Source organism: Providencia sp. NPDC089933, assembly GCF_049545585.1.
GTDB lineage: Bacteria > Pseudomonadota > Gammaproteobacteria > Enterobacterales > Enterobacteriaceae > Providencia > Providencia huashanensis.
This window is the reverse complement of the sequence record NZ_JBMWDT010000009.1, coordinates 196,555-219,982: the sequence shown is the minus strand read 5'-3', so window position 1 is coordinate 219,982 and position 23,428 is coordinate 196,555. Positions and strand designations below refer to the sequence as shown.

26 protein-coding genes are annotated in these 23,428 nt (G+C 37.4%); 16 read left to right on the top strand and 10 right to left on the bottom strand.

Annotation, left to right across the window (positions count from 1 at the left end; translation table 11 throughout):
* Genes ACPEH5_RS14490 through ACPEH5_RS14455 form a run of 8 tightly spaced genes read left to right on the top strand, consistent with a single transcriptional unit; the run spans position 1 to position 9,719 of the window.
* On the top strand, positions 1-2,181 hold the full coding sequence (locus ACPEH5_RS14490; RefSeq protein ID WP_281111250.1) for a peptidase domain-containing ABC transporter: 2,181 nt from the start codon (positions 1-3) through the stop codon (positions 2,179-2,181).
* Positions 2,178-3,350 carry an efflux RND transporter periplasmic adaptor subunit gene (locus tag ACPEH5_RS14485; protein ID WP_129465927.1) on the top strand — a complete coding sequence of 391 codons (1,173 nt, stop codon included), beginning with the start codon at positions 2,178-2,180 and terminating at the stop codon, positions 3,348-3,350. The genes ACPEH5_RS14490 and ACPEH5_RS14485 overlap by 4 nt, the downstream gene beginning before the upstream one ends.
* Complete coding sequence (locus tag ACPEH5_RS14480) at positions 3,350-5,293, top strand: ATP-binding cassette domain-containing protein (RefSeq protein WP_281111249.1); 1,944 nt, start codon at positions 3,350-3,352, stop codon at positions 5,291-5,293. Before ACPEH5_RS14485 ends, ACPEH5_RS14480 begins: the two co-directional genes overlap by 1 nt.
* Entirely contained in the window at positions 5,290-6,663 is a 1,374-nt protein-coding gene (locus ACPEH5_RS14475) for a TolC family protein (protein ID WP_042843752.1), read from the top strand. Before ACPEH5_RS14480 ends, ACPEH5_RS14475 begins: the two co-directional genes overlap by 4 nt.
* Before the next feature lie 20 nt (positions 6,664-6,683).
* Entirely contained in the window at positions 6,684-7,922 is a 1,239-nt protein-coding gene (locus ACPEH5_RS14470) for a beta-ketoacyl-[acyl-carrier-protein] synthase family protein (protein WP_042843751.1), read from the top strand.
* Position 7,923: 1 nt separating this feature from the next.
* The gene (locus ACPEH5_RS14465; RefSeq protein ID WP_166686541.1) at positions 7,924-8,739 is read left to right on the top strand and encodes a protein dehydratase; all 816 of its coding nucleotides are present in this window, start codon (positions 7,924-7,926) and stop codon (positions 8,737-8,739) included.
* Positions 8,732-8,980: an acyl carrier protein gene (locus ACPEH5_RS14460; RefSeq protein ID WP_042843749.1), complete on the top strand. Its 249-nt coding sequence runs from the start codon at positions 8,732-8,734 to the stop codon at positions 8,978-8,980. The genes ACPEH5_RS14465 and ACPEH5_RS14460 overlap by 8 nt, the downstream gene beginning before the upstream one ends.
* A 1-nt stretch (position 8,981) precedes the next feature.
* Entirely contained in the window at positions 8,982-9,719 is a 738-nt protein-coding gene (locus ACPEH5_RS14455) for an SDR family oxidoreductase (protein ID WP_042843747.1), read from the top strand.
* A gap of 167 nt (positions 9,720-9,886) precedes the next feature.
* Here the strand turns inward: ACPEH5_RS14455 and ACPEH5_RS14450 are convergent, their stop codons facing one another.
* Entirely contained in the window at positions 9,887-10,615 is a 729-nt protein-coding gene (locus tag ACPEH5_RS14450) for a GntR family transcriptional regulator (RefSeq protein WP_052219276.1), read from the bottom strand.
* A 240-nt stretch (positions 10,616-10,855) separates the two neighbouring features.
* Here ACPEH5_RS14450 and ACPEH5_RS14445 point away from each other — a divergent pair, with 240 nt between their 5' ends.
* From ACPEH5_RS14445 to ACPEH5_RS14425, 5 genes are all read left to right on the top strand, one after another.
* Positions 10,856-12,016 carry a mandelate racemase/muconate lactonizing enzyme family protein gene (locus ACPEH5_RS14445; protein ID WP_042843745.1) on the top strand — a complete coding sequence of 387 codons (1,161 nt, stop codon included), beginning with the start codon at positions 10,856-10,858 and terminating at the stop codon, positions 12,014-12,016.
* A gap of 69 nt (positions 12,017-12,085) precedes the next feature.
* Complete coding sequence (locus ACPEH5_RS14440) at positions 12,086-13,384, top strand: MFS transporter (RefSeq protein WP_281111248.1); 1,299 nt, start codon at positions 12,086-12,088, stop codon at positions 13,382-13,384.
* A gap of 35 nt (positions 13,385-13,419) precedes the next feature.
* A complete protein-coding gene (locus ACPEH5_RS14435; protein ID WP_071548106.1) occupies positions 13,420-13,743 on the top strand; it encodes a cupin domain-containing protein in 324 nt (107 codons plus the stop codon).
* Positions 13,744-14,239: 496 nt separating this feature from the next.
* Positions 14,240-15,013, top strand: a complete 774-nt coding sequence (locus ACPEH5_RS14430) for a winged helix-turn-helix domain-containing protein (protein WP_131680019.1) — start codon at positions 14,240-14,242, stop codon at positions 15,011-15,013.
* Positions 15,010-15,489 carry a hypothetical protein gene (locus ACPEH5_RS14425; RefSeq protein WP_131680020.1) on the top strand — a complete coding sequence of 160 codons (480 nt, stop codon included), beginning with the start codon at positions 15,010-15,012 and terminating at the stop codon, positions 15,487-15,489. Before ACPEH5_RS14430 ends, ACPEH5_RS14425 begins: the two co-directional genes overlap by 4 nt.
* A gap of 196 nt (positions 15,490-15,685) precedes the next feature.
* Here ACPEH5_RS14425 and ACPEH5_RS14420 read toward each other — a convergent pair whose 3' ends face one another.
* Together ACPEH5_RS14420 and ACPEH5_RS14415 are read right to left on the bottom strand one after the other, a co-directional pair.
* Positions 15,686-16,297: an FMN-dependent NADH-azoreductase gene (locus ACPEH5_RS14420; RefSeq protein ID WP_129465932.1), complete on the bottom strand. Its 612-nt coding sequence runs from the start codon at positions 16,295-16,297 to the stop codon at positions 15,686-15,688.
* Between the two features lie 13 nt (positions 16,298-16,310).
* Positions 16,311-16,922, bottom strand: coding sequence for a GrpB family protein (locus ACPEH5_RS14415; protein WP_042843742.1), 612 nt, complete (start codon positions 16,920-16,922; stop codon positions 16,311-16,313).
* Positions 16,923-17,033: 111 nt separating this feature from the next.
* On the opposite strand from ACPEH5_RS14415, the gene ACPEH5_RS14410 reads away from it, so the two are divergent.
* Entirely contained in the window at positions 17,034-17,897 is an 864-nt protein-coding gene (locus tag ACPEH5_RS14410; RefSeq protein ID WP_042843741.1) for a LysR family transcriptional regulator, read from the top strand.
* 70 nt (positions 17,898-17,967) lie between these two features.
* On the opposite strand, the gene ACPEH5_RS14405 is transcribed toward ACPEH5_RS14410, so the two are convergent.
* Both ACPEH5_RS14405 and ACPEH5_RS14400 read right to left on the bottom strand, forming a co-directional pair.
* The gene (locus ACPEH5_RS14405; protein ID WP_131680021.1) at positions 17,968-18,843 is read right to left on the bottom strand and encodes a DMT family transporter; all 876 of its coding nucleotides are present in this window, start codon (positions 18,841-18,843) and stop codon (positions 17,968-17,970) included.
* Between the two features lie 320 nt (positions 18,844-19,163).
* Positions 19,164-19,703 carry a TetR/AcrR family transcriptional regulator gene (locus ACPEH5_RS14400; RefSeq protein WP_071548109.1) on the bottom strand — a complete coding sequence of 180 codons (540 nt, stop codon included), beginning with the start codon at positions 19,701-19,703 and terminating at the stop codon, positions 19,164-19,166.
* A gap of 81 nt (positions 19,704-19,784) precedes the next feature.
* Between ACPEH5_RS14400 and ACPEH5_RS14395 the strand changes: the two genes are divergently transcribed.
* Both ACPEH5_RS14395 and ACPEH5_RS14390 read left to right on the top strand, forming a co-directional pair.
* Positions 19,785-20,387, top strand: coding sequence for a DJ-1/PfpI family protein (locus ACPEH5_RS14395; RefSeq protein ID WP_281111246.1), 603 nt, complete (start codon positions 19,785-19,787; stop codon positions 20,385-20,387).
* An 85-nt stretch (positions 20,388-20,472) separates the two neighbouring features.
* Positions 20,473-20,880: a DUF1801 domain-containing protein gene (locus ACPEH5_RS14390; protein ID WP_105881029.1), complete on the top strand. Its 408-nt coding sequence runs from the start codon at positions 20,473-20,475 to the stop codon at positions 20,878-20,880.
* A gap of 31 nt (positions 20,881-20,911) precedes the next feature.
* On the opposite strand, the gene ACPEH5_RS14385 is transcribed toward ACPEH5_RS14390, so the two are convergent.
* From ACPEH5_RS14385 to ACPEH5_RS14365, 5 genes are all read right to left on the bottom strand, one after another.
* Complete coding sequence (locus ACPEH5_RS14385) at positions 20,912-21,190, bottom strand: VF530 family DNA-binding protein (protein ID WP_042843736.1); 279 nt, start codon at positions 21,188-21,190, stop codon at positions 20,912-20,914.
* 244 nt (positions 21,191-21,434) lie between these two features.
* Positions 21,435-21,779: an ASCH domain-containing protein gene (locus ACPEH5_RS14380; RefSeq protein ID WP_048607213.1), complete on the bottom strand. Its 345-nt coding sequence runs from the start codon at positions 21,777-21,779 to the stop codon at positions 21,435-21,437.
* Entirely contained in the window at positions 21,745-22,038 is a 294-nt protein-coding gene (locus tag ACPEH5_RS14375; RefSeq protein WP_423727052.1) for a glutathione binding-like protein, read from the bottom strand. The genes ACPEH5_RS14380 and ACPEH5_RS14375 overlap by 35 nt, the downstream gene beginning before the upstream one ends.
* Positions 22,039-22,281: 243 nt before the next feature.
* Entirely contained in the window at positions 22,282-22,929 is a 648-nt protein-coding gene (locus ACPEH5_RS14370) for a glutathione S-transferase family protein (protein WP_042843723.1), read from the bottom strand.
* Between the two features lie 113 nt (positions 22,930-23,042).
* Positions 23,043-23,393: a hypothetical protein gene (locus ACPEH5_RS14365; RefSeq protein ID WP_166686544.1), complete on the bottom strand. Its 351-nt coding sequence runs from the start codon at positions 23,391-23,393 to the stop codon at positions 23,043-23,045.
* Between the last annotated feature and the right edge of the window lie 35 nt (positions 23,394-23,428).

Sequence of the window (23,428 nt, the reverse complement as noted above, 5' to 3'; positions counted from 1 at the left end):
ATGAACAAGATTATCCCTAATACTGTTTATCAAGAAGAAACGAATGAATGTGGTTTAGCATGTATTTCTATGTTAGCCCATACGCAAGGTGTTACTGTTTCACTTGATACTCTGCGTGAACGCTATCCTGCGACAGATCATGGCACTTCTTTGTTAGAACTTTCGACAATACTTAAAGACTTCGGTATTGCAACTGCTCCCGTTCTTTTTGAACATGATGAGCTAAAAAGTATTCCGCTTCCCGCAATTTTGCATTATGGCGCTAACCATTTTGTTATTTTAGCTTATCGGAAAGGGAATAATGTCTGTGTGATCAATCCAGCGATTGGTCAGCAATGGTTACCGTATTCAGCGTTAAAGCTAGAAATTAGTGGTTATGCACTTATTTTAGACCCGAATAACCAAAGCCAATCAGATGAGGCAAATACGGTAGGCGGCAAAGAGCAACAAACAATTCAAAAACGCCCTTTGGGGATAATGAGTTTAAAAGAAACCAGTGCTATTTTGGGAATTTATTGGTTAATGCTACTGACTTTTTTAGTTGGTTTAACATTATTTATTATGCCAATAATGGTAAGTAATGCTGTTAATAAAGCATTTTCTGATATTGAAAATGCGGATTTCCCCTATGGGTTATTTATTGTTGCTTTTGTACTTGCCTCTTTACTGGCTCTTGGTGTTAGAGCGGTAACTGAACGGTTTATTAAGCACTTTGTATTAGTCAATAGTGGAGTGGGTTTCTCTAAATTACTGAGTAATTCATTACGCTTTTTTGAAAAGCGTGCACCAGGCGATGTTTTTAGTCGTTTTATGGCTTGGCAATCGGCAATGGCACAGAAAATAGAGCTTGATAACCAATTACGTACAGATTGGGTTATTGGCATTATTGCGCTGGCAATTATGTTTTGGATAGCGCCTGTGTTAGCTGCAATTTCATCTGTTGGTGTAACTGTGATGGGGTTAATCAGTGTTTGGGCTATTATTCGTGACCGCTGGTATACCCAACAATTGCAATTAAAAACAGCTTCATTGAATGATTTTTTCATGGAAACCCTTCAAGGGATACTGACTATTAAAGCAGGGGGATTGGAAGAGCAGCGTAAAATACAATTTGCATGGTTAAGTCGGGATTTATTCACTTGTATTCAAAAAAGAAATGTTTATGAGCAAGTTAAAGGGACTCTTTACCAATTGACCGGTAGCCTAGAAATGGTGGTATTTATGTTAGTCATACTCCCAATGGTCGCCAGTAAAATGATATCCCTTGGTGATTTTTTTGCTTATAGCTTTATTCGCCAAATTTTTACTTCCTATATTACCCGAATTTTTTATTCGATTATTCATAAATCTCAATTACATATTATTGATACACGTGCGAATAGCTTATTTCCAGAGCGAATTGAACCTGCGGTAGCGGATTTCCACGCTAAGTCGCACCTTGGTGGCGCTCCGCATTTAACATTTGAACATATTGATTTTAGTTATGAACCGGCCAAGAAAATTTTAAAAAATGTTTCTTTGGATTTACCTACAGGCGCTCAAATAGCTATCGTCGGGGAGTCTGGCGCCGGGAAAAGCACACTATTGCGTGTGATTGCAGGGTTAATTCCATATCAACATGGCCTTTGTCATTCAGATGGGGATACGATTGTGTATCAACAATTGGCGCAGTTAGTGTGTTTACAAAGCCAAGAAGATATTTTATTTAATACCTCAGTTTGGGAAAACATCACACTGTTTGCACCGAATATTCAGGAAAAAGAACAAAAAATCATTAATAAACTGTTAAAAAGCCTAGTATTAGATTCAGTGGTTAATAACCTCCCAGGGGGAATAAATGCCCTTATTCGCGAGAGCCATAGCGCTTTATCTTTAGGCCAACGGCAGCGTTTATTATTAGCTCGCTCTATGTATAGCACTAGGCCGATATTATTACTTGATGAGCCAACCGCTAATCTAGATGAAGAAACCGCCGCTAAAGTTATTCAAGCTATTCAAAAGCATTGCCATGAAATGGGCAAGACGTTAGTTGTCGTGACACACAGTGATAAGATAACTTCAAGGTTTGATGTGGTTTATCAAATCACTGATGGTGAGCTAACAAAGACTATTGATAACAACCGTGGTCAGCAGGAAGCTCAGTTGAACAATCCACTTTTATTCGCTGAGTCAGTGCCATGAAACAGTGGGCTCAGCGATTTAAATTACGGGGTTCCAACCTACTGATCGTGCTCGGTATTACCGCTGCACTATTTGCTATCGTGTATTTCGCTACAACACGCACTGAGTCGAATATTGCTCAAGAAATGACGGTGATAACAGCCGACCGTGGTGATATCGAAAAAATCATTATGGTAACCGGGACGTTAAAGCCTTCTGTACAGGTGAATGTAGGTGCTCAGGTTAATGGGCAGATAAAGTATTTGTATGCTAAACAGGGAGATAAAGTCTTCAAAGGGCAAATACTTGCTGAGATTGACCCCGCCATTCAAAAATCTGATTTACGTAATGCAATAGCCAAGTTATCGAGTGTTAGAGCCCAAAAAGCGTCTTCAGAAGCTATATTAGTTCAATATCGAAAAGCCTTTGAACGACAAAAAAAATTACGTAAAGACGGTTCTGGCATCGACAGTGATTATGAACAAGCACAAGCACAATATGAAGCGCAGCAGTATCAAGTCAAAATGAATGAAGCATTAATTGTTCAATCAGAAATGGAAGTTGAAACAGCAAATGCAAATTTAAGTTACACACAAATTTTAGCGCCAATTGCTGGGGAAGTATTAGGGATTGTCGCAAATGAAGGGCAAACGATAGTATCTTCCCAAACGGCTCCAACGATTTTGGTATTAGCTAACCTGGATAAAATGCAAATTCAAACGCGTATTTCAGAAGCGGATATTCAATCCGTACATTCAGGCCAACCGTTATATTTTTATGTGCTTGCAGACCCAGATAAACGTTATGAGGGAACGATGGGGTATGTTCAACCAGTGCCTCAAGAAGCTTTAGAAGAACGGAATATGGCGAGCGCAAATAACCAACAGAATAATGCCGTATATTACTCAGGGACCTTTGAAGTTGATAATAAAAATCGCGAATTAAAAACGTCTATGACAGCACAAGTATTTATTCGTGTTGCTCAGGTTAAAGGGGTTGTGCGTATACCGGTTAATGCTTTAGGTCGTTCAATTGCCGCCAATGAATATGAAATCACGGTACTTAATGGTAATCAACCCGAGACTAAAACGGTTGTTGTTGGGATCACCGATCGCCATTTTGTTCAAATTATTCAGGGTCTTGAAGAGGGTGAGCAGGTTATTGTTTCAAATAATATAGGAGTAAGCTAATGGCTCCTATGATCACTGTAAAAAATATTTATCGTGAGTTTCTTGCCGGCACTCAGAGAATTCAGGTACTGAAGGATATATCGTTTTCTATTAACCAAGGCGAAATGTTAGCGATTGTTGGTGCGTCAGGTTCCGGAAAGTCCACACTAATGAATATTCTCGGCTGTTTGGATAAACCAACACGCGGGGAAATTTATATTAATGGTATTGCAGTGCACTCGGCGGATAGCGAAAAGCTCGCTGAACTGCGTAGTCAATATTTAGGCTTTATATTTCAGCGCTATCATTTGATGCCGTATTTAACGGCTGAAGAGAATATTGCTATTCCTGCATTATATACTGCAATGCCAGAACAAGAACGCCAATCACGCATACAGTTATTAGCCCAGCAACTGGGAATAGAAACGCGGTTAGCGCATAAACCGTTTCAATTGTCGGGGGGGCAACAACAACGCGTAAGTGTTTGTCGAGCACTGGTCAATGGCGCAAAAGTCATTTTGGCGGATGAACCCACAGGGGCTTTAGATAGTACTAGTGGTAAAGCGTTGATGAGTGTACTTCATCAGCTTCATCAAGCGGGACATACCGTTATTATTGTCACACACGACCGAAATATAGCCCAACAGACTCAGCGGATCATCGAAATTAGCGATGGGGAAATTATTTCCGACAATGCGAATAATGTGCTGAAAGATGAGGCAATTTCCCCGTGTTTACCGGTTGTTAACAGCAATGGGCGCGCTTCATTATGGCGTAGAGGTTTAGAGTCAGTACGCATGGCTTTTCGTGCCTTATTAGGGCATAGGATGCGGGCATTTTTGTCTATGTTAGGCATTATTATCGGCATATCCTCGGTCGTTTCTTCTGTTGCTGTTGGCGAAGGCGCTAAACGTACCATTATAGAAGAAATTGGTAAGTTGGGTAAAACGACATTAGAGATCCGCCCTGGCTTAGGCTGGGGGAGTAAACGCCCTGATTTAGAAAGGGCGCTTTCTTTAGATGATGTCAACAGTCTTGCGACACTTCCATGGGTTACTACGGTCTCACCCGTTATTACAAGTGTCCCTGCTATTAGTTATAAAGGGCTAGATTCATCTATTATGTTAAATGGAGTATCCGATTCCTATATAACCGGACAAGGGATCACCATTATACAAGGGGATAGCTTCCATCAGTTAGACATCGTCAATAAAGAACCTGTTTTTATTTTAGATGATAATAGCCGTCATATTTTGTTCGGTCCAAATGAGGAACCATTAAACCAATTGGTTCAAATTAATGGGACACCTTGGCGTATCATCGGTATAGCGAAAAAAGCAGGCCCAAAAATGACCAATAATTTTATGATTGGCTGGGCACCTTATACCGCCGTTTCACAACGAATAACCGGTGATAAGCCCTTCGAAGCCATTTCGGTTAATTTTGTGGATACGCTAGATCTTAAACAAGCGACCTCTCTAGTTGAATCCCATTTAATGAAAACCCACGGCACAAAAGATTTTTTCATTGAGTCGGACGACCAAATTGCGATGACCTTGCAAAAAACATCAGATTCAATGTCATTGTTGATCACCTCGATTGCGGCGATATCTCTTTTAGTTGGAGGCGTCGGTGTGATGAACATTATGCTGGTTTCAGTTACCGAGCGTACACATGAAATTGGCATCCGTTTATCCGTTGGTGCGAGACCTTCCGACATTATGACTCAATTCTTAATTGAAGCTGTCATGATTTGTTTGTTAGGGGGAGTAATTGGTATTGCTGGAGCATTAGCGAGTGGTGCGGTTTTTTCTTATTTAGCAGTTGAATTTCGGATGGTTTTTACGCTCACGCCAATCTTATTTGCTTGCGGTTTTTCCGTTTTAATCGGTTTTATGTTTGGATATTTTCCCGCATACAGAGCCGCGAAGCTTAGCCCAACTGAGGCATTGGCCAGAGAATGAAAATAATCAAGGCTATTGGCTATGGCGTAATATTTCTACTGACAGGATGCGGTAGCTTAATGCGGACTGAATATCAGCGTCCTCAATTGGACCTGCCAGACCAGTGGCAACAAAATGTACGGATAATTAGCTCGCAAAAGCCTCTTAATAGCCAGACTCAATTACTTAATTTTCATGACCCAGCATTAATGAAACTTATTACGTTAGTATTGGAAAGTAATAATGATTTGGCATTAGCAGGCATTAAATTGAAATTGGCGCGTGCCAGTGCAGGGTTAACAAATACCAATCTTACCCCTGATTTTTCATTTACAGGCAGTGCTTCAAATACTAAATCTATTAAGCATGGTAGCCGCCCACAAGAAAATTATAGCTCAGGGCTTTCATTGAATTATGAATTAGATTTGTGGGGAAAGCTTGCACGTATACGTGAAAAGGATGAATGGGAAGCCGTTGCTAGTGAATATGATTACCAAGCGACAAGACTAACGCTAATCAATACCACCTCTCAACTTTATTGGCGTATCGCCTTACTCAACCGGCAAATTGATAACCAAATAGCGGGAAAGGTGATTGCTGAAAAAATATTAGCACAAACAGAATCTTGGTACCACGCTGGGAAAGTCGGACAGTTGGATGTATTGCATGCGAAACAAACTGTAATTAACCGGCAAAATGAGTTAGAGCAACTTATAAATCAACAACAGAATACAAAGAATTCATTGACCTTATTGCTTAACAGTACGGTATTGCCTGAATCTATTGATATTAAACCGATTAATCTTCGTCAAAATGTGCTTGTTGAGTATTCAGCACCGTTAAGTGTGATCTCGACCCGACCGGATGTGCGTGCCATCGAATCAAGGTTACGTTCTATGCTCGCCAACTCAGATGTGGCTAGGCTCAGTTTTTATCCAACCTTATCACTGCAAGCTGCACTGAATGCAGGGAGCCAATTGTTTAGTCAATGGTTCAGCGACCCAACTCGGGTAGTTGGTAGTGCCGTTTCATTACCTTTTATTCAATGGAATACCGTGCGGTTGACAATCGAGCAATCAGATTTGCAAGTGCAGCAAACGGCAATCGAATTTCGTAATAGCGCCTATAACGCCATTATGGAGGTTAATAATGCCATTAATGCTCGAACAATGGCTGAGACTCAAAAATCACAGCTTTTCGAGGCATTATCACTCGGCCAGCAGCGCTTAGCACTGACCACAAACCGCTATCAAGCAGGCGCTGTTAATTACCAAACTTTGTTAACGGCTCAAGATGATTTGTTGTCCATCGAAAATTCATTAGCACAAAACCAATACGATTATTTATATGCCACGTTACAGCTTTGGTTAGCCCAGGGTGGTGAGAATTAATATGAGAGGATATCAAGCCAATGTCACAATTTAAGCGTGTTGTCGTTACAGGATATGGCGCTGTTACACCATTAGGTGAGACGGTAACTGAATGTTGGCAAGCCATAATGGATAAGAAAATAGGTTATCAGTATGTTGATAAAACAGAAAGTAATATTTCTAGTCATTTCTTAGGCTTAATTGATAAAGAGCCTAGTATGAAAGGTATACCCGCTGCTATTCGTCGGCGCCTGCCTCGCTATGCGCGTTTAACAATGGCAGCAGCACGCGAAGCCATGCAAATGGCTTTTGGTCAGAGTGAACCTAGTGAGCACTATGACCCGTTATCCTGCGGTGTCATTATGGGGACGGGATGGGCTGGGTTAGATGAAAGTTACCTGTCCATTGATGAGTTTAATAAGACAGGCATGACATCCCCATTTAACTGTTTTTTTTCAATGCCTAATGTAACGACGGCAGCTTGTAGCCAATATTGGAATTTACGAGGCTATCAAAATACCTCTATTGCCGCTTGTGCTACAGGAACGATTGCCATTGGTGATGCATTTGAAGTTATTCGAAGTGGTAAGGCTTCTATGATGCTAGCAGGCGCAGGAGAGTCACTACGCAGTAATTGTGCTGTGTGGAATATTGATATTTTAGGCGCACTATCCCATGAATCAGAAAATATCGAACGAGCTAGTTGCCCATTTAGTGCAGACCGTAGTGGGTTTGTGCTTTCAGAAGGCGCGGCAGTACTATGCCTTGAAGAGCGGGAAAGTGCTTTGGCTCGGGGTGCAACCATTCTCGGCGAAATTACGGGCTATGCGAATTTTTCTGATGCTTTTGATTTTACGTCACCCGCGGATGACTGTGTTGCGCGTACTCAAACGATTCAAACAGCGTTAAAACAAGCCAATATTACCCCAGAACAGCTCGATTATATTAATGCCCATGGTACATCAACTCAGCTTAATGATTTAAATGAAACTGAATCATTGAAGAGGGCTCTAGGATCTGCAGCATATAAAATCCCTATTTCAAGTACCAAATCCTATTCAGGGCATTTGATTGCTGCGGCAGGCAGTTTTGAAGCCATTGTTTGCTTGAAAAGCATGCAAACAGGGGTGATGCCGGCAACAATTAATTTAAATAACCCAGATCCTCATTGTGACCTTGATTATATCCCGAATGAACATCGTGAAGGGACAGTATCAACAACGTTGAATCTAAGTTTTGGATTTGGTGGCGCAAATGCCGCACTTGTTTTGGAAAAATAAAATGAAAACCTTGTGTTATAGCCTACAAGACGCCCACAGTTGGGCAGAATTTTCAGGGGATTATAACCCGGTCCACTTTGATTTACCTTGGGTTCAAGCTAACGGAGCGGAGCGTCTTAGTGTACATGGCATGCGTGCATTATTAGATATAAAGCATTTTTCAAGCCAACAAGTTTCTGTCAGTGAGATTGATGCGAATAGTGATGTTAAGTGTGTGGTCCGAATTCGCCAACCATTATGGAACAATATTGAATACTCGTTAGTTGCAGGGAGTAAAGTGGGGACTTCAGCGATTTTAACGGCAGATGACCAAAAATGCATAACCTGTAATTTATCAATCACAGAAAAAACTGAGGTTTATTCAATTAAAAATGCAAAGAAAATCAATGCAATTGAACTGGTAAAAAAGCAGGAGTTGTTTGATACCTATTTTCAACAGCTGCCATTGTGGATGTTTTTAGATGCGGTACTTTTTCAATACCTTATTGAGGACCAAACACTTTTTCAACAGGAGAATATTGCGGTTTGGTTACCTAAAGACACCACATTTAAAACCCTTTTTTCTGATTACTTCGTTGTGCAAACACACCAAGAGCTGCGGTTTGATCCTACGCTTTTACAACCACAAATGCTGGAAGACAAGACTGTGGCTCTTAATATTGATATTCAGCCAGCGATTGTAACAGGGACTATTGATTCTGGTCTGTTGGTTTGTCTATCGCTGGTGGCTGAATACCAACGTAAATTTATAACGAGTGCGATTACATTGAAAATAAGTTCAACCAATAACTTAAATGAAGGGATGACTAATGAGTGATTATCAAACAATTTATCTTAAAATTAATGAAATGATCTGTGATGCAAAAGATTTAGATGAAGACATTGACGCTAACCAAACACTCGATCAAATTAAATTTGATAGTTTAGATTATGTTGAGTTGATGGTTTTAGTTAAACGTGAATATAACGTTGCACTCACTGCCGATTTTTTCATCGAAAATTCAACGATGACCATCAAGGAATTAATTGAGTATATTAGCAAGGAGTCTAGCTCATAATATGTCTACTAAATGGATTTTAATTACAGGTGGTAGCCGTGGGATAGGCCAATCACTCGTAATAGAGTTACATAAAAATTGGAATATTGTATTTACAGGCCGAAGTGAAGAAGGCTTGGCTGAGACGTTGAACATCGTAGAGAATAACCCTTCAGATTTATGGGTTAAAGGTTACGCCTGCGATGGGAAAAATGAACAACAAGTTCAAGAACTTGCGCTAATGTTACTTGAGTCACTAGGCCCTCCAAGCGCCATCATTCATAATGCTGGTATTACTAAGGATGCTCTTCATATTCATCAAGATGCCGCTATTTGGCAAGATGTTATGGATAATAACCTTATTTCAATCATTAACTGGAACCGGCACCTTGTTCCTGCCATGTTACTTGATGGGCATGGCTCTATTGTGTTGATGTCTTCTGTGACTGGGCTAAAAGGTAATATCGGGCAAACGGCTTATGCGGCTAGTAAGGCCGCAATGTTTGGTATTGCGCGTTCTTTAGCACATGAGGTAGGCCGGTTTGGGGTCCGGGTAAATTGTGTAGCACCAGGTTTGATTGAAAGTGATATGACTAACGCGATCCCTGATGCAAAACTGAAAGCAATCCTAAAAAATATTCCATTACGTCGCCTTGGTCAACCAGACGAAGTGGCTAAAGCGGTTGAGTTTTTAATCAGTGATAATAGCCAATACCTTACAGGGCAAACCCTTGTATTGGACGGTGGTTTTACGGCTTAAAATTTGAAATTTATTTCACTTATAATTAATTTACCGCTTTTGGGATCGTATATATGGCAGCATTCAATGTAGGCAAGTTAACTTATTGCCTACATTGTTTAAAAAGATGGTAATTTATAACCCTATATTTGGATTGAAAAAAACATTCTAATATATTTTTATTAAAATTATTTATCTCTTTTTTTATCAACGGCCAAATTAAAGTTAATCTTTTTGTTTTGGTTACGAATATGTTCTTTGATTTCTTTTTCTAAAACAGGCAAATCACCCGCACATATTTTATCAAGTAAGACTTTATGTTCCTGGATGATTTCTTCCATTGGTTTAGTAAAAGTTGATATTCCAATGATAATCGTTAATTGTTTTGATACGTTTTCCCATAACGAGGTGAGTGTTTTATTGCCACTCAATTCACAAAGAGTACGGTGAAAATTGACATCACTAAGGGAAAATAAATAACTATCTTCTAATTTTGCCGCCATTGTCATTTTATCAATGCACTCTTTTAGTTTTTCAATGCATTGATTATCGAGATGCTTTTTCCCAGTAATGAATTTTCTTATGACGTGTAATTCGAGTAAAACACGAACTTCAATAAGTTCATCAAGGCGTTCCTCAGAAACTGGAGCCATGCGAATGCCTTTAAATGGTTCATTGATAACGATGCATTGGCTTTCGAGAATGCGTAGAGCTTCCCTTACAGGGACCCGGCTAACATTCATTTTTTCTGCGATTTCTTTTTCGACAATTCGATCGCCGGGGAGAATATAACCTCGAGTTGCTGCCTCAACAATTTTATCTACAACATCATCGGTTAGTGTTCTTGCTTTAATCGGTTGCCAATAATCGTCTTTTGAAGGCGTATCAAAAGGGCGATTTTTGTTTTCGTCAATCATAGTGAAAGCCTATAAAATTTTTATTAATCAAAAGATTAATTATCTTCTTTATGTTAAATCCTATCCAACAAAATTACCACATCATCAAATAATAGACCACTAAAAAACAAAAAATTACCTATGTGCTGGTGGGTTTACAAACCAGATTTAGATCACAATTTACTCTATTGAATATTGTATACAATTATACAATCATGTTTAATGCATTGAAAATCAGTTCTGCTTAAAGAAGGAAAAACCATGTTAAATCTGTTGGAAGATATAAAAATTACCGAAATTGTTGCTGTGCCATTATTTGGCGAGAGCCCTAAAGGGGGGTGGTCGAATGAAATAAAACCTGAAGATCCTATTCATGCCATTGTGGCAATACATACGGACGCAGGTATTACAGGGTACGGCAGCGTGTTTACCGATGGACGACTTGTAGAGGCAGCCATTCCCATTTTGGCATCATTATGTATTGGTGAAAGCGCACTGCAACCAGAGCGTGTCTCTGAAAAATTAAGACAAAATACTTTTTGGATGGGGCGTGGGGGAACATTAACGCACACCATCAGTGGGATTGATATTGCCCTATGGGATATTTTAGGGAAAGCAACTGGGCTACCTGTAAGCACATTGTTAGGCGGGAACTACCGTACCAAGGTACAACCATACTGCTCTTTGCTTATGGAAGAGCCAGAGACCATGCATCAGGTTATTTCTGAGTATAAAGCACTTGGATTTAAGGCATTTAAAATTGGTTGGGGTCCATTTGGTCGTCGTAATGATCATCAATTAGACCGTGCAATAGTAGAGTCTGCAAGGGATGCGGCAGGGCAAGATTCCCAGCTATTTATTGATGCAGGAGCAAGTGATGCTTACTGGCCAAATGGGTTGAAATGGGCTATTCAAACAGCTCATATGTTGGCTGAATATCAAGTGGGTTGGTTTGAGGAAGCCTTGCGACCTGATGATATCGAAGATTTTAAAGTGTTACGTAAAGAAAGCCCAGTACCAATAGCCGGTGGTGAAGTGCTAACTCGTCGCCAAGCATTTTTACCTTGGTTATCCCAAGGCGCTTTTGACATTGTACAACCCGATGTGACAAAAGTTGGCGGTATTTCTGAGCAGCGCCGGATTGCATGGTTAGCCGATGAATTTGGCGTTAAATATGTTGGGCATGGATGGAATACAGCGATGGGGCTGGCTGCCGACCTGCAAATGGCGGCCGCTTTCCCTCAAGTTGATTTTGTTGAGTTTATTGGCGGTAGCCAATATATCGATGGCATTGTTAAAACTCCATTTAAAGTTGACGAGGAGGGGTATCTCACTATTCCGAATAAACCAGGGCTTGGTATTGAGCTTGATGTAGATAAATTAGCTAAGTTTACAATAAATCCAGAACGTTTATTTAAGTAACTTATATTATAAGCCAGGTAGTCATAATATTTGCCTGGCTTTCCATTCTTTTAAAAAGGTTTGGTTATTATGGCATATAAGAATAAGGGTACTAAAGTCAGATTTTCGATAGCGATATTAATGACTCTTGCTATTGTCATTAATTATCTCGACAGAACAGTAATGTCGGCAGCTGCGCCAACTATTTCAGAAGAGTTACAGATTTCGCCTGAAATGATGGGCTGGATTATGTCTGCATTCTTTCTTAGCTATGCACTTTGCCAAATACCTGCGGGGTTTATTGCAGATAAATATGGCCAAAGAAAAACGTTAGCAGGGTCAGTATTGTGGTGGTCTCTAGCTACAGCTGCAACTGCGTTAGCAAAAACACCGCTGAGTTTTATTTCTACTCGTATTTTAATGGGGATGGGGGAAGCAGGGGCTTACCCATGTAATAGCGGCATTGCGGCAAAATGGTTTCCAGACAGAGAAAGTGGCCGCATTACAGCATTATTCGATAGTGGTTCAAAATTCGGAACAGCTTTTGCCATGCCGTTAGTTGTTTGGATCATTGCAAAATGGGGCTGGGAAGCTGCATTTATTATTTGTGGTGCGCTTGGTGTACTTTGGGTATTTGCTTGGCTTAAAGTTTATCACGACCCAGAACAACATCCTAAGATTAGCCCTGAAGAACTTGCTTATATTCGCGAAGGTCAGGTAAAAAAAGAAGGCATTGATAATATTCAGCTTATGAAATGGTACCACTTAATCCGCTATCGCAATGTACAAGCAATGTGTATTGGGTTTTTTATGTTGGACTATGCCATTTATTTCTTTATTACATGGTTCCCTGCTTATTTAATGATGGAAAGGGGAATGAGTTTAGAAGAAATGGGCTTTGCCGCGATGTTGCCACCTCTTTGTGGTATCGCTGGGCAATGGTTAGGTGGGTGGACAACAGATTATTTATTTATTAAATATAATAACGTCAGTCTTGCACGTAAAATACCTATTGTCGGCGGAATGTTAATTGCAACCAGTATTGCATTCTCCGGTCTCGTAGAGTCTACAACACTGATGATGGCATTATTATGTTTATCTTATGCAGCCCTTGCATTTGCTGCATCCGCGATTTGGTCACTACCAGGAGATGTTGCACCTCGTAATATGACTTCGGTACTCGGTGGAATGCAAAGTGCGGTATCAAATTGTGGTGGAATATTAGGGCCTATCGTAACGGGTTATATTATTGCTGCTACAGGGTCATTTATTTGGGCATTAATTGTATCAGGGATTGCTTGCGCTATCGGTGCTTTAGTCTATTTGGTTATGTTAAGAGATATTAAGCCAATTGTGCCAGCAGATCATGAAATCGAACAAACTAATTAACTCTTAATTATAATTATTATTTGGATATATAAAACATGTTTATTTTTGATAAAGACATCATGGCGAAAAATATTGCTCCGGGTACGTTAAGGAAAATATTTTTAGGTAGTAAAAATATGATGATAGCAAAAATATCCTTAGCTACAGGAACATTAGGTGAGTTACACCAACATCAACATGAACAAATGAGTTATATTTTATCTGGCTCATTTAACTATCGCGTAGGGGCAATAGTTAAAGTAGTAAGCAGTGGTGATGTTATATATGTACCTTCAAATGAAGAACACCAATGTGAATGTTTATTGGATGGTGAAATATTAGATATCTTTGTTCCTATGAGAGAAGATTTTATCAATTAATTAGCTAAATATCTTTTATATTATATCACCGATAAATAAAGCGGCCGCATTATGCTGGCCGTTTTTTTATAAAAACATTATTAAATTTTTTGTATTATAGTAAGCATATGGTGTTTGAGGTGAATTTTACCAACCGATTGTTTGAACACTCATCAGCACCCCAAGCTTGAATAAGGTATGGTAATTGAGTATTTTCATTACTAATTTTTAAGCTAATCTTGAGGTATTTCAATTTAACATTGTTTTTCAACCCTAGCTTCACATTCAAGGCTTCACCTAAGGTAAAACTAGTTGACCATTATCTCTGGCTATACCAAGTTCACGGCCTTTTTTATTCTAAATTTTTGAAGAAAAAGGTGGGTTCTTGGCGCGTTAAAGCTGACACTGATTTTTATTTTTCTACAGAGGTCAATTAAGCTTTTATAGCGTATCATTATTGTATTGAAATGATAATCACCTTAACCTACACTTGGCAGGGGTAAAGTTAGGAGTAAACATGCACAATATACACCAAGTCATATTTGATGGGATTGTTTTATATGATAAAGATACTGCACAACTTACGAATTTATTAAATACAGATAAAACAGCAACATTGACAGTACCAGCCAATGAATGTTTAGCAATTATAATCAAGAATTCACCTGAAATTACGACTCAAAAACAGTTGTTTAACGATGTTTGGGAAAGTCATGGTATTCCGATTAACTCTAATACATTTTATCAAAATATCTCAATAATCAGAAAGGCTTTCAAACAAGTAGATTATGAGCCAGATGTCCTTGTGACTATACCTCGCCGTGGGATTGAAATATCAAAAGCAATTCAATATGAAATAACGTCTCTTTATGATAATGAGAGAGAGCCTAGGTCACAATTAGTTTCACCGGTAACAACTGTAGTAAATACAAAGTCGAGAAAAAAGCCCCATTATTTTATAGTATTACCATTTTTTTTGACGCTATTTGTGATGGTGGCTTGGTTTTTTTATTCTTACCATATAAAAACTACAAGTCCATTTTATAATTACAAATATATCGAAAAATATAATGGATGTAATATTTATGGGAATGAGCGTTACTCACACGAATTTCTAGGGAAAATATTAACAACGATTGATCTAACAAGTTGCTTTAATGATGAAAAAATATACATTTCAGTGTATGCTAATTTGCCTAGAATATCTATGATTAAATGTGATAATGATATTTATTTACCTCAAAGTATTTGTAGCTCTTCTTATTATTATTTGGAAAACGAAGTGAAATGAAAAAAATTTTACTACCCACGCTAACACTTGTTTTTTTCTTAACCTCAGTTTTTTTTTATTACAGAGGAAATTATAATAATATCCCAGAGCTTAATTGCTATGCACAGGTTAGATATAACTATTATAGCGATAACGGTTTCGATGTGATGGACTCAGGAATTGGTTTTTCTTTAGAAAATGGGCAGGGTACTATTTTCTATTCAGCAGCATTAAAGAGAGGGAAAGAAGTTTTCAATATAAAAAGAGATGTGAAAGTGTCATATAAAGTAACTGAGAATAATTCTTTTTTAATAACTGTTTATGATATAAATATCTCACCTTTAGATAATCTACCTGAAAGCCTAGCTAATAAATATATGTATAGTTATACAAGAGAAAAAGGTGGTTGGTTTAATATAAATGTAAAACCAAATGGGGGGAATGGTTACATTATGTATACACCAACAATACCTCAGTTTTTTTGCAAAAACATATAAATATAAAGTGGCTTAAATTTAAATTAGAGTATTTTTCTTTAACAAACTTAAGGTAAATAAAAGTTTTTACGTAAGGTTTATTCATGCGTTATGAAAAATAGGCTCTAATTTAATTAAGTTAATTATGATTTTTTAGTGTTATTTATATCTCATTTTATACCATTAAGCACAGTTCTTCTTACTCAAGACTAGCTATTTAGTAATTGTTAATGAAATTTTTCATTTGAGTTTCAGCATTAATATGCTCTAACTCAATACGGCTTGTGTCCATAGCAATACCTTCAACACCAATAAAAGTGGTGTGCTCAATTCCAACAAAACTGAGTATATCCCTTAGATAATCAACAAAATAATCAGATTTATTAGCATTTTTTAATCCACCTTGACTTGTTAAAATTAAAGCTTTCTTATTTTTAAGTAAACCAATGCGTTCGTTATTTACATAATTAAACGTTAAACCTGCTCTGATAATAAGGTCAAAGTAGTTTTTTAGTTGACTAGGAATTGATAAATTATACATCGGAGCTGCGATTACGATTAGTTCCGAAATTTTAAGTTCTTCAATAAGCTTATCTGATATAGCTAGAGCTTCTTTTTGTTTTTCACTTTGTTGCTGCTCTGGTACCGAATAGTACGCAGAAAAAATATCTTCATCCATAATTGGTAGAGGAGATGCTATTAAATCTCGTTGAATAATGGCGGTATTCTTATGATTTTCAGTCCATGAGTGCTCAAAAGAATCAAGCATACGTTTAGTATGGGATTGCATTCCCATAACCGATGATTTAATGAGTATAATTTTTTTCATTATATTGTTCTGCTTATTCACTTATTGTTTTAATAATCTTGTCGTATATTTCTTTAATTACGTTTTCTTTGTTTTGGTTGTATACCTGTACATTGGTTACTTTAACCGAGGCCATTTTTTTCGCCTCTTCGTATAATCTTCTATCATCGGCATGTGTACGTAACCAATCTCTAAATAAGATATGACGTAGGTGCTCAGGGCAGTCAGGCCCGAATACATGTAAATTAACTCTTGGTTGTTCAAGGCGAAACATGCGATGTTGGTACCACGAAGGTTCTCTTACAGTTAGTAAAAAACCAAACTCTTCTAATATAGGAGCATAATTAAGTTCTTGTTCCGGATTTTTGACAATTAAATCAATGTCAATTACTGGCTTTGCTGATAGATCTGAAACTGCGGTAGAGCCCACATGCTCGATAGCAAGCGCCTTATGACCTAACTTATTTTGTATATTTTGTTTAATCTGTTTAAATTGCGCCTGCCAGTTTGGGTCATAATCAACCACATCAATTATTTCTGTTTTGGGTTTTCCTAGTACCCATGGGTTTTCATTTGGATTACTCGTTTGAAAAGAAGTAATTTGTTCTAAGTGTTTTTTGTAATACTGTCGTTTTGAGTTATCCATATATGACCTTATAATGTAATTTCATCTTCGATAAGAATAATATCGTCTATGGTTTTTTTATTAAAATGAATAATTCGAAATTTATAAATTCGATTTACGAATGGATTGGTTATGAAATATACAGACTTGCAAATTGACTGGTTAAAATGTTTTGTCGCTGTAGTAAATACAGGGTCTGTCTCTGCTGCTGCTTTGGAGATTCATCGCTCACAATCTGCAGTCAGTATGCAACTAAAAAAGCTTGAGTCATCACTCGGTTGTCAATTGTTAGTACGTAATCCTCGGCAACATCAATTAACCTACGAAGGTCAAAAATTATTGGGTTATGCAAGGCGGATACTGGATATACATAATGAAGCTATTATTGCATTTCATGGTGGTGAGCTAGAAGGGCGAATCAGACTTGGTGTTCCAGATGATTATGCTGAAAAATATCTGACCCCTGTATTAAAACGTTTTGCCGCATACCATAGCTCCGTTGAAATAGAGCTTAACTGTGAGCAATCTACCTCATTGATACCAAAGGTAGAAAAGGGTGAAATAGACTTAGCTTTAGTCTCAAGAGAAAATAATACTCAGGGAGCATTATTATTTTATGAGCCTATGGTATGGGTCGGTTCTTCACAATTTGAAATTTGGCGACGTGACCCATTACCGATCGCGGTATATGAGCACACCAGCTTGGCAAAACGAAGCGCCATCAATGCGCTCTCATTACAGGGGCGTAGATATAAAATTGTTTATAATAGTTCCAGCTTGCCAGGGCAGGTTGCTGCTGTTGAAAGTGGGCTGGCCGTTGCTGTACTGACTCAATGTAGTGTTCCCCCCAATCTGGAAATATTAGGCGCATTGCATGGGTTAGGGCCTTTGGAACCAATGGGTGTCGCAGCATATAGAAGTAATCAGTCTCTTGGAGATCAAGCTGTTGATAGCCTCTATAATCTCCTAATCCAAACTCTAAGAGTAGCTAAATGAGTTTGAAAGATAAAACACGTATACTTGGTTAGTTAAAGGGAGCCTCCATTTTTTATGTTTTACTACTTTTTCAACTAACATGGCTAAGTGCCCCCTTTTTAGGCTTATAGAAAACCAATATAATCCCCAGTATAATTGCAGCCATGCCAAAGATGCCAAATAATGAAGGTTTATTCCCAAGAATACAATAGTCAAGCAATGACGTAACAATCGGAACAAAATAAAATAAGCTAGTTACATTCACTACATTCCCCTTACTTAATAAATAATAAAGTAATATTTGAGCGATAACGGAAATAAATATACCTAGAAATAGGATGGATATCAGAAAATTCAAGTTAAAATTAAAATGTACAGTTTGCATTGGAATGAATAACAAACATAGTACCAAACTGACAGCGTATTGAATCGGTAACACTCTATATGGAGATTGCTTAATTTTTTGCTGTGAAATAGCTCCGATAGTCATAAATAACAGTGCCATTAGCGAAAGTACAATGCCCATAATAGGTAACTGGGAAGTTATTAAACTATGCCATACAAGCACAATTAGGCCGGATAACGCCATAATTAACCCAACTAACCTGTAGCCATAAATTTTTCGTTCTGTAATACAGAGTGAAAGTATTGGTTGTACTCCCATAATAGTGGCGATAAGACCAGGAGTAACACCATTTTCCATTGATAAAAAATAACAAATAGAGTAGCCACCGATTAAAATAATTCCTACCAATGCCGTTTGTAATATCATTCCTTTTTCAGGTAAATATTGTTGTTTATATCTGCAAAATATCAAAATGACAATTAGTGCGATACTAAATCTAAATACTAATAAAATCATAGAAGAAGCATTATCGATTCCTAGCTTAGTAAAAATTGCAGCACTGCCCCAAAGTAAAACAAAAGCACCAGTGATAACTAATGATTTTAGTTTGTCTACTCCCATATATTCCTCTTTATTGCTTATAATATTTTTTCATATACTGAAATTCATTCACTTGCCGGTATTTTTAGATCTTAAAAATAGTCAGCAATATTTTTAATATTCAGAGTGATATCATGCTATTGAACTTAACTTACTGAACTTGATTATAAAATCAAATAAATCAGTGTGGTGACATTCGAAAATCGAATAATTCAATAATATCAATAGAGTTCTATGGTTTTAATCAACATTTATCTTTAGCCAAGCTAAAAAATGAGTCTTTCCTGAAATGTAGATAGGTGGAGTAGGAGGGGTAGTAAATGCCATTAACAACGGGTTATTTAAAATAAAAATTTTTTAAGTTTTACGCCATTTAAAATTAATTTATTGAAGTTTAGATTATTTAACCTCTCTCCAGATATGGTGCCACCAATTAAACTAAGATGTACTAATTTACCAATTGTTTGAGCATGTTGAGCCGGAATAGGTAGGCTTCCTAATTTATTAATAACAAAATTTAAACGTTTCTCATCAACAATCGTTTGATACTCTGCAACGATAGGGTCATGTAATGCCCAAGCTCTGATGGAAATTTCTCTTGCTGTTTTTTTTCTTGATGTGAAATTAATATACTCTGTAAGCACCTTATTGATACTCGTTTCTTGTTCTAGTTCATTTAATATTTTATCAGTATATTCAACAACCCAACAAGAAAGCATTGAACGGATAAAATCTTCACGGTCATTAAAATGATGATAAAAGGAGCCTCGGGTAACATCTAGTTTCCTAGCAACTCTCTCAACAGAACAACGTGTATATCCTTCATTATCCAAAATATTAAAACCTGCGTTAATCCAAGATGTTCTCGTTAATTTTTTCATTTTCAATACAGTCTGTGTATGGTGATTCAAGTTCTGATACGTTAAAGCTTAATTTGTATTTCCGCTAAAAGGAATAAATTTATGAAAAAAATTGTGATTGTTGTATTTGATGATTTTACGGATATAGACCTTTTTTTTATGTGGGATATTCTTGGCCGTAACCATATAGATTGGCAAGTCAAAATATTAGGGAACAAATCAAGCTTACGATCAGCACATGGCTTAAACATACATGTTCAAGGGGCATTATCTGAAGCGAATTCAGCTGATGCGGTATTATTTAGTAGTGGTAAAAATGGCGTACCAAAGGCGATTGAAAATGCAGATTTTTTATCCGAATTTAAATTAAACCCTGAAAAACAGTATATCGGTTCTATTTGTGCAGGCGCTTTAATTCTTAATGCATTAAACCTATTACCTGAACGAAGAGCCACCACTCATCCAGATGCTAGGAATGCATTATTAGCATCACAACTTGAGCCAGTAGGGCAACCTCTTGTATGTCATGGAAGGGTAGCTACAGCAGGTGGTTGCCTTTCCGCCCTTTATCTAGTTGGATGGCTAATAGAATCGCTATACGACAAAGAAAAAAGAAGGGAAACATTATTACCAGTCTTACCAACTGGACAACAAAGTGTGCTCGAATCTTTGATTGAATTTAGTATACAACAGGGCAGAATGTAACGAATATATTATGTAAATATCAGCTAGGAAGGTTAAAGTACATAGGTATGACAAGGATGTCTTAAAATAAATTAGCGGTAGTTATATGAAAACCATTTCGGATGATAGAGTGAATTTGGTATTTGGCAGTTATCCTATTCAATACCAAAAAGTGTTATTAATGATTAGAGAGCTGATTTTTAGAACAGCAGCAGAAAATAAAAAAGTAGGAACAATCACTGAGACTCTGAAATGGGGGCAACCAAGTTATCAAACAATTGAAACGGGCTCAGGAACAACGATACGAATAGGCCGGTTCAATCAGAGCTCCGTTGCTCTTTTTGTTCACTGTCAAACCACCTTAATTGATTCATTTAGAACGCTTTTTCCTGAACTTAATTACTCAAAGAACCGAGCAATTATCTTAGATATCAATGAAGCGCTGCCAATAAAAGAATTGGCCATATGCATTGAGATGGCTCTTACTTATAAGCTAAGAAATAAAACAGCTTAAGTTTCAGTAGCCAGTTAATTACAGTTTATTTTTAATGTCGTGAATTACACCAAGGGTCATCAGAACCTAAGTCAGTATTATCAATCGAATTATTTTCTATCATATCCAAATAGAGTAATTCGACTTGAGTTCTTGCCCAAGGTGTTCGGCGTAGAAACTTTAAGCTGGATTTAATACTTGGATCTTTGTTAAAGCAGTTTATTTTTATAGTACGCCCAAGTTGGTTCCAACCGTATCTGTCAACCAATGCATTAACTTGCATTTCTAGTGTAACTCCATGTAAAGGGGATTTCGATTTAAATTCACTCATTACGGCATATCCGAAGTTATAAGTTAGGTTATCATTGAGCGCATATAAATAAGCTGAACACGGCTCTAAGTCAATAGGGAACTAACAATGCTTGATCTATCAAGACCGATTCTTAATTCAATACCTTATTTAACATAATATGTATTATGCGAACCTAAGTGTGAAATGAAGAAATCCAGCGTTCTGGCTGGTTAATCATGTTGGCTTTTTTATCGCTGAATTGGTTAATCGTAAGGATTGAATCTTAGCTCAACTCAACTTCATAAATCTTACGTTTTGCTATCATTTTTACTGGGGTTTCAATAGCTCGGATATCAGTTAGTTCCCAAGCTAGCCAACCTGCTTCATAGTAAGATGCACAGGCTGCATCAATATCACTTTCAACGAATGGCCTCACATTTTTCACTTTAACAATTGCGACTGCTTTCCCCATTTCTTCATCGCCATCTTTTAAAAGATAATGGTGATTTTCAACAATTAGTAAGTCTTCATTACAATCGATGTTTGGTGCCCATTTTCTTATTTCTAACGTTTTTATTCCTAACGCAATATTTTTACCTGCTGGAAAAACTATAGATATGGCTTTCATTGGTGTGATTTTTCCTGTTAATCAAAATGTTATTGTTTGTTGTTTTATAAATTATTTTTTCCTGGGCTTGTATGTATGACCGCCGGCTAATAGCCCTATCAATGTAATCATTAATTGTAGGACTAAGGTTAACATGGCATAACCTAGCCCACAAAAGCGTATGAGATAGAAAAATATCAGCTAAAGTGAAGTTGTCACCAGCGACCCACTCGTTATCTTTATCAAGCTTAAATTGCCTTGTTACATTTTCAGATTCTATTTTAAAGTAATCAACTAACGATAAAGAACGCTTCTCTTCAGGAATAAAAACAAGTTGCTTTAGTAGATTCCAGATAGGAGATTCTAAATCTGTTAAAGCAAAGCTTATATAAGAATAAATAACTGATTGTTCTCTAAATCAACACTATGGTGTTGATTTAAATTTTTAAGCTGTAGATATACCCATCATTTTATCGATGAATAAGTGACAGCGTCACATAAAGTGCTATTTATACATCTAAGATTAAGGTTTTGCTGGCCGGAGTTCATCATACGAAATAGCAACATGCTCGCGATATGCAGGCCTATCAAGAAGACGCTTATAGTAAGCCTCAATGTAAGGAAGCGATTTTCTTTTTATATCAATATCATAATAACGATACAACACATGCCCGAATTGGATGTCAGCCAGTGAAAAATCATCACTGGCCAAGTAGTTTCTGGATGCTAATATCTCTTCTGCAATCATTAAATTATTTTCAAATTTGTCGATAGCAAGTTTGATGGAATTAATATCTTGGGATTCCTTTGGAGTGCGTGCTACTTGCCAAAAGATAGGCGCCGTAAATGCCAATGCTACATTTAACTTTGACCATTCCATCCAGCGATCAACCTCGGTTCTTGCTAATATTTCATCAGGCCAAAAATTCCCTTTTGCATATCGGTTAGCAAGATACCTAAGTATTGCCCCAGTTTCCCATAATGGAGGGTTGCAACCATCCTGAATAACAGGAACAGTACGATTAGGATTTAAGCGGTAAAATTCGTCAGTATCAGTACCGCCATAGCGATGCCCAAAATCAAGCCTCTTATAAGGTAATTCTAACTCACCAATACACCACATTAGTGCTTGGACGTTAGATGAAGTTTTACGACCCCAAACTGTTAGCATGAATTCTCCATAAAGGCTTTCTTAATGTTCTTCTAATACTACATGCTTAAAATAGGATATTTCAATCTTAGTTTGAGGTTTTGACGTTTAGCCTTCTATTGCTAATATTATCACTACCCGGTCCATATACCATCTAATTGGTCGTCATAGCGCTGATTAAGGTTACCATAGAGCACTGATTTATAATCTTCTCTTAATTGGCCAGTACAGTTGTTATTTTTTAAACTCGCAAGCATATAACGAAAAGACGGTAAATCATCTGTCATTTCCTTTGATGCATTGCGAAAGTTTTCATAACTTGAAGCATCAAGCCTAAATGCAATATTTTGTTTTAGCTCAAGTGGGAGATTGCTGATATGGTTAATTTTTTGGTGTATGTTTGGTTCGTGCTCCGAGAGCGTAGATTCTGCATCTGTACCTTGATGTGATGAAAATGTTTTAATATCAAAAATGTTATTTATCATTTGATTATCCACCGTTTTTCTATTTTATAATTCTA

Excerpts from the sequence above, each read along its gene's own strand:
- ACPEH5_RS14370 (WP_042843723.1), bottom strand. The coding sequence starts at position 22,929 with ATGCTAACAGTTTGGGGTCGTAAAACTTCATCTAACGTCCAAGCACTA.
- ACPEH5_RS14445 (WP_042843745.1), top strand. The coding sequence starts at position 10,856 with ATGTTAAATCTGTTGGAAGATATAAAAATTACCGAAATTGTTGCTGTG.
- ACPEH5_RS14435 (WP_071548106.1), top strand. The coding sequence starts at position 13,420 with ATGTTTATTTTTGATAAAGACATCATGGCGAAAAATATTGCTCCGGGT.
- ACPEH5_RS14430 (WP_131680019.1), top strand. The coding sequence starts at position 14,240 with ATGCACAATATACACCAAGTCATATTTGATGGGATTGTTTTATATGAT.
- ACPEH5_RS14450 (WP_052219276.1), bottom strand. The coding sequence starts at position 10,615 with ATGATTGACGAAAACAAAAATCGCCCTTTTGATACGCCTTCAAAAGAC.
- ACPEH5_RS14400 (WP_071548109.1), bottom strand. The coding sequence starts at position 19,703 with ATGAAAAAATTAACGAGAACATCTTGGATTAACGCAGGTTTTAATATT.
- ACPEH5_RS14480 (WP_281111249.1), top strand. The coding sequence starts at position 3,350 with ATGGCTCCTATGATCACTGTAAAAAATATTTATCGTGAGTTTCTTGCC.
- ACPEH5_RS14485 (WP_129465927.1), top strand. The coding sequence starts at position 2,178 with ATGAAACAGTGGGCTCAGCGATTTAAATTACGGGGTTCCAACCTACTG.
- ACPEH5_RS14410 (WP_042843741.1), top strand. The coding sequence starts at position 17,034 with ATGAAATATACAGACTTGCAAATTGACTGGTTAAAATGTTTTGTCGCT.
- ACPEH5_RS14395 (WP_281111246.1), top strand. The coding sequence starts at position 19,785 with ATGAAAAAAATTGTGATTGTTGTATTTGATGATTTTACGGATATAGAC.
- ACPEH5_RS14365 (WP_166686544.1), bottom strand. The coding sequence starts at position 23,393 with ATGATAAATAACATTTTTGATATTAAAACATTTTCATCACATCAAGGT.
- ACPEH5_RS14425 (WP_131680020.1), top strand. The coding sequence starts at position 15,010 with ATGAAAAAAATTTTACTACCCACGCTAACACTTGTTTTTTTCTTAACC.
- ACPEH5_RS14420 (WP_129465932.1), bottom strand. The coding sequence starts at position 16,297 with ATGAAAAAAATTATACTCATTAAATCATCGGTTATGGGAATGCAATCC.
- ACPEH5_RS14405 (WP_131680021.1), bottom strand. The coding sequence starts at position 18,843 with ATGGGAGTAGACAAACTAAAATCATTAGTTATCACTGGTGCTTTTGTT.
- ACPEH5_RS14460 (WP_042843749.1), top strand. The coding sequence starts at position 8,732 with ATGAGTGATTATCAAACAATTTATCTTAAAATTAATGAAATGATCTGT.
- ACPEH5_RS14490 (WP_281111250.1), top strand. The coding sequence starts at position 1 with ATGAACAAGATTATCCCTAATACTGTTTATCAAGAAGAAACGAATGAA.
- ACPEH5_RS14385 (WP_042843736.1), bottom strand. The coding sequence starts at position 21,190 with ATGAGTGAATTTAAATCGAAATCCCCTTTACATGGAGTTACACTAGAA.
- ACPEH5_RS14380 (WP_048607213.1), bottom strand. The coding sequence starts at position 21,779 with ATGAAAGCCATATCTATAGTTTTTCCAGCAGGTAAAAATATTGCGTTA.
- ACPEH5_RS14475 (WP_042843752.1), top strand. The coding sequence starts at position 5,290 with ATGAAAATAATCAAGGCTATTGGCTATGGCGTAATATTTCTACTGACA.
- ACPEH5_RS14440 (WP_281111248.1), top strand. The coding sequence starts at position 12,086 with ATGGCATATAAGAATAAGGGTACTAAAGTCAGATTTTCGATAGCGATA.
- ACPEH5_RS14415 (WP_042843742.1), bottom strand. The coding sequence starts at position 16,922 with ATGGATAACTCAAAACGACAGTATTACAAAAAACACTTAGAACAAATT.
- ACPEH5_RS14390 (WP_105881029.1), top strand. The coding sequence starts at position 20,473 with ATGAAAACCATTTCGGATGATAGAGTGAATTTGGTATTTGGCAGTTAT.
- ACPEH5_RS14470 (WP_042843751.1), top strand. The coding sequence starts at position 6,684 with ATGTCACAATTTAAGCGTGTTGTCGTTACAGGATATGGCGCTGTTACA.
- ACPEH5_RS14465 (WP_166686541.1), top strand. The coding sequence starts at position 7,924 with ATGAAAACCTTGTGTTATAGCCTACAAGACGCCCACAGTTGGGCAGAA.
- ACPEH5_RS14455 (WP_042843747.1), top strand. The coding sequence starts at position 8,982 with ATGTCTACTAAATGGATTTTAATTACAGGTGGTAGCCGTGGGATAGGC.